At 66.1% G+C, this 6,559-nt stretch carries 4 protein-coding genes and 1 pseudogene; 3 read left to right on the top strand and 2 right to left on the bottom strand.

Translation table 11 applies throughout. The features are described 5' to 3' along the window. Positions 1-114 precede the first annotated feature (114 nt). Positions 115-852 carry an energy transducer TonB gene (locus ACLPJJ_RS02720; RefSeq protein WP_443589263.1) on the bottom strand — a complete coding sequence of 246 codons (738 nt, stop codon included), beginning with the start codon at positions 850-852 and terminating at the stop codon, positions 115-117. Positions 853-1,097: 245 nt separating this feature from the next. Here ACLPJJ_RS02720 and ACLPJJ_RS02715 point away from each other — a divergent pair, with 245 nt between their 5' ends. The 3 genes from ACLPJJ_RS02715 to ACLPJJ_RS02705 are packed head-to-tail and all read left to right on the top strand — an operon-like array spanning position 1,098 to position 6,407. Next, positions 1,098-2,057, top strand: a complete 960-nt coding sequence (locus ACLPJJ_RS02715; RefSeq protein ID WP_443589261.1) for an efflux RND transporter periplasmic adaptor subunit — start codon at positions 1,098-1,100, stop codon at positions 2,055-2,057. Further along, positions 2,054-5,050: an efflux RND transporter permease subunit gene (locus tag ACLPJJ_RS02710; protein WP_443589260.1), complete on the top strand. Its 2,997-nt coding sequence runs from the start codon at positions 2,054-2,056 to the stop codon at positions 5,048-5,050. The genes ACLPJJ_RS02715 and ACLPJJ_RS02710 overlap by 4 nt, the downstream gene beginning before the upstream one ends. Next, a complete protein-coding gene (locus ACLPJJ_RS02705) occupies positions 5,040-6,407 on the top strand; it encodes an efflux transporter outer membrane subunit (protein WP_443589258.1) in 1,368 nt (455 codons plus the stop codon). Before ACLPJJ_RS02710 ends, ACLPJJ_RS02705 begins: the two co-directional genes overlap by 11 nt. Positions 6,408-6,424: 17 nt before the next feature. Here the strand turns inward: ACLPJJ_RS02705 and ACLPJJ_RS02700 are convergent. Continuing rightward, positions 6,425-6,559 (bottom strand): annotated as a pseudogene (locus ACLPJJ_RS02700) (electron transfer flavoprotein subunit alpha/FixB family protein); the annotation flags it as partial.

The raw sequence follows: 6,559 nt of genomic DNA, 5'->3' as shown, positions 1-6,559 counted from the left end.
GAAAAACACGGTAACGCAAAAAATCACGCCACTTTCGTGGCGTGATTTTGGTCAATCATTTAAATCTTGGGCCGAATAAGCCTAATATTTAGCGCGGCAATATTGTTTGACGTCTTATTGGTCTGTGTTCGGGGAAATCTGCACCGGCACGGTGAAGACCAGCGGCTTGTCTGGCATTTCGTTGTTGAAGGGCGGGTAGGTGGCGTGCTCCGCATGGTCGAGCGCCGTCTGGTCGATGAGCGGCACGCCGCTGGATTTGGCGACCACAGCCGAGATCACATGCCCGTCCGGCGCCACGGTGAGGGTGATATAGGCTGTGCCGGAGACGCCCAGCTGCGCCAGTGCCGGCGGTACGCTCTGATTGGCCTGGATGATATTGTATATGCCGTTGCCATAGGGGCCAATGCCGCTGGTGGGCTGTGCCGGTGCTGCGGCTGCCTGTGGCGCCGTTGCGGCCGGGTGTGGAGGCTGGGAAACCGGAGCCGGCGGCGCGTGCTTGATAACCGGATGCGGCACGGGCTTGAAGACATGATGCACTGGCGGCGGCGGCTTCGTCGCCACGGCAATCTTGCTCTGCACCGGCGGCGGCTTGGGGATCACGGCCGGAATCGGCTTAGGCGGCGGCACGACCTTTGGCGGCGGTGGCGGCGTAGGCTGGGGCAGGGTGGTGAGCGTGGCTTGCGTCACTTGTATTTGCGGCGCCGCCGGCTGGGGTGTTGGGTTGGCGGCTAACCACACACAGAGGCTGGCGGCCAAGCCGGTGACAATGAGAGCAGCCAGCAGCGTGGCGCGTGGCATGCCGAATTCCGGCGCCTCCCATTCGGAGAAATGTTGTTCAGCGTTAGCGTACAAGTACAATTTCCTTCAGCATGCGGCGCTGCCTGCTTGCACGGCAGACCACGGTATTTGCCGATATGGCAGGTGTATCCTTGCAAAAACCATGCCTCTGTTTGTCGCGTACAATTTTTGCGTGCGGGGGCTAGGCAGGTCGCATCGCACAAAATATCATCCCTCAATCCGCTGGGGGTTTTCCAATAATACGTACACTGCCTATTCTTGTTGCATTGTCTGCCGCAGTGCCTGCGTGGGGGCAGGTGGTGCAGGTGCAATCTGTCGCTTTGGCAGCCACAAATTGGCGGCCGCAGGCGGAGCTGTCCGCCAGCCTCGCCGCACCGCAGGGCGCCACCCTCGCCGCCGCGCAGAGCGGCATCGTCACGCAGGTGCTATTCACGTCCGGCCAGCGAGTCGCCGCCGGGCAGGTTTTGGTGCAGCTGCAGAACGGGCCGCAGCTTGCCCAGGCCGCGCTGGATTCCGCCAAGCTTGCCCAGGCGCAACGCGACCTCGCCCGCACGCAAAAGCTCCGGGCGATTTCCGGCGCCAGCCAGTCAGCCCTGGAACAGGCCGAAGCCGACACCGTCGAGGCGGCCGCGCAAGTTAAGCTGGACCAGGCCAATCTGGCGCAGTTGCAAATCACCGCCCCATTCGCGGGCATCGCTGGCATACGCCAGCTGGACCCCGGGGATTACGTCCAGGCGGGGCAGGTGGCCCTTACCCTTACCGCGCCCGGTCCGTTGCGCGTGCTTTTTGCCGTGCCGCAGACGGAGGCCACCAGCCTCGCCCCTGGCGGAAAGTTCACCCTCACGGCCCCGCTGGGAGACGGCACGAACATCACCGCCACCGGCACGCTCACCGCGCTCAGCCCGCAACTTAACGCCGCCACCGATGCGCGCGATGCTGAAGGCCGGCTGGATACCGCCCCGCCAGCCCTGCTCGCGGGCATGACCGGGGTGGTGGACATCGCCACCGGCGCGCCGCAGCCCGCCTATGCCCTGCCAAGCACGGCGCTGAACGATTCCATGCTGGGACCATATATATATGCGCTCACTCCCGCCGGCGGCGGAAATTACACCCTTGGCGCGGTGTACGTTAAAATCCTCGGCAGCGCGGGAGCGCAGAGCTTCGTCACCGCCCCTGGATTGCAGACAGGGCAGAAAATCGTGGCCATCGGCGGTTTCAAACTGTCGGCTGGCGCGTCCGTCAGTTTGGCATCGCCTTGACGCTATGGGCTAGCCTTCTGCGCCAGCCCGTGCTGGTGGGCCTTGCCGCGTCTGCCCTCGGGCTTTTCGGCCTGGTGGCGGTCCTCAGCCTGCCCATCCGCTCCAGCCCCATCATTCCGCCACGCTATATCGACATTTCCACGGGCTTTCCGGGCGCGGACGCCGCGACGGTGGACCGCTTCGTCACGCTGCCGCTGGAAAACAGCCTCGCCGCGCTGGCCGGTGTTAAATACGTCACCGGCACCACCCAGCCCGGCAGCGCGGATATCAACGCCTTCCTCGCTCCTGGCGCCGTGCCGGACACGGTGTTCGCCGAGGCGCTGGCGGCGGTCAACGCGGCGCGCAACAATCTGCCCGCCGGCGTACAGCCCTCCACGCTGAAAATGGTGGGGGATGACAACGCCAACCAGGAACTGAACGTCGCCGTGCTCTTTCCGCCCAGCCTGGACGTGGCGGCGATCACGGCCTTCACCCAGTCCAATCTGGTGCCGAGGTTGGAGACCGTGCCCGGCATCGGCCCGGTCACGCTCTATTCCGGCAGCCCGGCCTTGCATGTCACCATGGACCCGCTGCGCATGCAGGCGCTGGGTGTTTCGCCGCTGACGCTGGAGCAGAAGCTGACCGATGCCGCCGCCATCGCCCCGGCTGGCAGCCTGCGTGGCAGCGCTACCGCCACGCCGGTGAACGCCGGGACCGGGCTGAACACCCCGTCGGATTTCGCGGCCTTGCCGATCCTCACCCGCAACGGCGTCACCATTCCACTTGGCAGCGTCAGCAACGCGGCGGTGGACTTCAATCCGGGCACGGACCTGGCGTGGTGGAATCGCGAGCCTGCCGTTTATATCGCCGCCGGTATCGCCCCCACGGGCAATATCATCGAGGTTGCGCGGAGCGTGCGGGCGCTGGTGGCGCAAATGCAGCCAATGATGCCGCCGGGCGTGAAACTCGCCGTCGTCTACGATGAATCCATCGGCGTCACGCAATCGCTGCACGATCTTGCCCTCACTCTGTTCGTCACCATCCTGCTGGTCGGCGCCATCACGCTGGCTTCGCTCGGCAGCGTGCGCGCCGCGCTGGCGCCGTTCCTCGCCATCCTGCTCTCGCTGCTTGGTGCTGCGGTCGTCATGCAGGTCACGGGCCAGAGCTTCAACCTTTTCACCATCATCGCGCTGGTGCTGGCGGTTGGTCTGGTGGTGGATGACGCGATCGTGGTCGTGGAGGATATCTTCCGCCGCACATCGGAAGGCGCAAAACCGCTGGAAGCGGCGCAGGCCAGCATCACGCGGCTGGCGCCGGTGCTGGCGGCCATCTCCTCCACCCTCGTTGTGGCCTTCCTGCCGCTGGGGTTTCTCTCCGGCCTCACCGCCGCGCTGTTCCGTCCCTTCGCGCTGGTGCTGATCTCTGCGTTTCTGCTTTCGCTCGCCATCGCGCTCGGCATTGTGCCCAGCATCGCCATGTGGGCCAGCCGGTCTTACGTGCACCGGGAACGCGAAAGCTTTCTCGACAAGCTGCGCGCCTTGTATCTGCGCCTGCTAGGCAAGGCGCTGCGCCGCTCATCGTTCATCGCCGGAGCGGTGTTTCTGGTGGCGCTGGGCTGCCTCGCCCTCGCGCGCATCGCGCCGCAGAACCTGGACCCGGCGCCGGACGGGCTGGACGTGAACATCTTCGCCGCCGCGCCCAATGGCGCCTCCATCGGCTACATGCAGGACCAGGCCGCGCGTATCGAGGATGTGCTTCACGACACTTATCCCACTATGCCGGAATGGCTCGTCGCCTCCGAGCTGAACCACGCCATTTTCGGCGGCTATACATTCGACAAACCCGCGCAGGCGGCGGACGCGGTCACGCGCCTGACGGCGGCGCTTGGCGCCATGCCGGGACTCGCCGCCTACGTGGCGCAGGATTCCGGCCTGCCGGGGGCGGAGGATCTGCCGGTCTCCATCAACGTCTCGGGCCAGACGGATGCGGCGCGGCTGCTCGGCATCGCGGACAAAATGCAAGCGGCGGCCTATGCCAGTGGCGATTTCGACTTCGTTCAAATCAACCCCGGCCAACCGCAATACCAGTACGATCTGCAATTGGACCGGCGGCTCGCGGCACAGCTCGGCATCGCGCCGGGGGATGTTGGCAACACCGTGGCGGCGGCGCTGGCCGAGGGCAATCTCGGCCAAGCCAGCGTCAACGGCGCTTCGATGAATATCGTCACCGGCCTGCCGGGTGATACGGCGGCGCGCGACCTGCTGGCTCTGCCGGTGGCCACGGGCAACGGCGCGCTGGTGCCGCTCGGCACGGTCGCCACGCTCACCGGGGTGGAACGTCCGAACGCGCTTGGCTCCTGGCAAGGGCTGCCCAGCATCAACATTCAGGCGCAACAAAAGCAGGGCGTGCCGCTGAGCAAGGCGCTGGCGGATCTGCGCGCTGAATTCGATGCCAGCGGGGCGCGGGATCTGAGCTTCGGCTATTCCGGTCCCTCGGAAATGTACCAGGAGGCGAACCAGCAGAACGAGAAGCTCTTCGCCTTGGGCCTGGCCGGGCTGTTCTTCCTGCTCGCCGCGCAGTTCCGGAGCCTGCGAGATCCGTTCGTCGTCATCACCACCGTGCCGCTGGCCAGCCTCGGCCCGCTGGTGCTCTGCATAGCCGGCGGCGCGACGCTGAACATCGTGACCGAGATCGCGCTGCTCACCGTCTGGGGGCTCATCGCGCGCCAGGGCATACTTTTCGTGCAAGTGGCGCATGAGGGGCGGAGGCTGGGTTTCCCGCTCCGTGCCGCGGCCATGCGCGCGGCGCGGCTGCGCTTCCGCCCCATCCTGATGATCACGCTCGCTCTGCTCGGCGGGGCCATACCGCTCATCCTTGCCACCGGCCCACAGGCGACGATCCGTTACGATCTCGGCGCAATTCTCGCCACGGGCATGGGCGGCGGCTTCGTGCTCTCGCTGTTCGCCGTGCCGGCCATGTACTGCCTGTTGCACCGGGGGCGGCGTGAATCATAAGGCCCTGCTGCTTCTGCTGGCGCTGGCGGCCTGCGCGCCACCGCTGCCGAAGCCCGATACGGATGTGGCCGTGCAGGCCTATCTGCCGGGAGAAGGCGTGGCGGCCAGTCCGGTGCCGGAGGCGTGGTGGACCATTTTCGGCAACTCCAGCCTGAATGCTTTGGAGGCAAAAGGCCAGGCGGCCAATCCGGATGTCGGCCAGGCGGCACAAAATTTGGCGGCGGCGGCGCAGAACGCGGTGGCGGCCAATGGCGCCTTCCTGCCGCAAATCGGGCTGAACCCGGCGGGCTCGCCCGCGCTCTCCCGGCAATCCTACCCCACCGGGCCGAACAGCTCCCCGCCATATACGATTTACGCCCTCACCGGGCAGATCAGCTACGATCCCGGCCTGTTCGGCGCCCGGCACTACACATTCGAGAACGGGCAGGCGCTGACCGAATACCACGCGGCGGAGTTGGACGCGGCGCGCCAGAGCGTGGCGGGAAACATCGCCGCCGCCGCCATCGGCCTCGCCGGGGCGCAAGCGCAGATCGCCACCACCCAGGACATCATCGCCGCCGAGCAGAATCTGCTCACACTGCTGCAGGGCGAATACGCCGATGGCGCGATCCCGGAACTCAACGTGCTGCAGCAGCAGGGCGTCATTCTCGCCGCGCAGGCCACGCTGCCGCCGCTACAGAACCAGGCGCAGGCGCAGCGCGACAGGCTGGCAATTCTCACCGGCACGCTGCCCGCGGATTTCACCGATCCCGGCATCACGCTGGATCAGTTGGTGCTGCCCGCGAAAATCCCCATGCTGCTGCCCTCTGCCTACCTCGCCAACCGGCCGGATATTCGCGCCGCGCGGGCCCAGGTGGCGGCGCAGAACGCAGCGCTGGGCGTGGCGGTGGCGCATCTGTATCCGGATGTCTCACTCACCGCCTCCGGCGGCTATGCGGCGGGGACGCTCGGTGCGCTCTTCAACACCAGCTCCGCGCTATGGACGCTGGCAGGCAATCTGCTGGTGCCTTTGTATGAAGGTGGAGAGCTGCACGCGCATAAAAAAGCCGCGCAGGCGGAATTGGCGGCGGCACTTTATGCATATCGCGGCGCGGTGCTTGGCGCCTTCGGCCAGGCGGCGGATGCACTCTCAGCCGTACAGACGGGCCAGACGACCCTCGCGCGGGCGCAGGCCGCGGCCCGCACGGCCGATGCCGCCTATAACCTCGCCGCCGCGCAATACCAGCTGGGTGCGGTGGACTACACCACCGTGCTCACCGCCCAGGCCAATGCGGCCCAGGCGGCGCTCACGCAAACCCAGGCGCGGACGAATTTGCTACTCGCCATTGCCAGTCTGCAAGCCGCAATGGCGAAATAGCGCTTTTATCAGTTCCGCTATGAAACCGCTTTCTCGAGCTCCGGCAGGATGTTGAAGAGATCTCCGACGAGGCCGTAATCCGCGACCTGGAAGATGGGGGCGTCCTCGTCCTTGTTGATGGCGACGATGACCTTGCTGTCCTTCATGCCGGC

The organism is Acidocella sp. (assembly GCF_052326845.1).
GTDB lineage: Bacteria > Pseudomonadota > Alphaproteobacteria > Acetobacterales > Acetobacteraceae > Acidocella.
The sequence above is the reverse complement of the archived record's forward strand: the minus strand, read 5'-3'. Positions and strand labels throughout refer to the sequence as shown.